The organism is Zoogloea sp. LCSB751 (genome assembly GCF_002028455.1).
Taxonomy (GTDB): Bacteria; Pseudomonadota; Gammaproteobacteria; order Burkholderiales; family Rhodocyclaceae; genus Zoogloea.
Genome location: NZ_MWUM01000559.1, coordinates 1 through 240 on the forward strand (window position 1 = coordinate 1; position 240 = coordinate 240).

A 240-nucleotide genomic window follows, 5' to 3' on the forward strand; every position below is an offset into this window, starting at 1 on the left:
GCCAAGGAGTCGACAATCTGCAGGACTTGATTCGCAATATCAGCGGGGTGACTCAAGCGGGCAATAACTACGGCATTGGAGATAACTTAGTGATTCGCGGCCTCGGCGCAAACTACACCTATGACGGCATGTATGGCGGTGCCGGCCTTGGCAATACCTTTAACCCCACTCGCTCCCTAACCAATGTGGAATCCGTGGAGGTCTTAAAAGGCCCAGCAACAGGACTCTATGGCATGGGCA

The 240-nt window shown here is 53.8% G+C and carries 1 protein-coding gene; it reads left to right on the forward strand.

Annotated features, from left to right (window positions below; all coding sequences use genetic code 11):
• A partial coding sequence (locus tag B4920_RS27705) for a TonB-dependent receptor plug domain-containing protein (protein ID WP_139379769.1) occupies nt 1–240 on the forward strand: 240 nt, incomplete at both ends.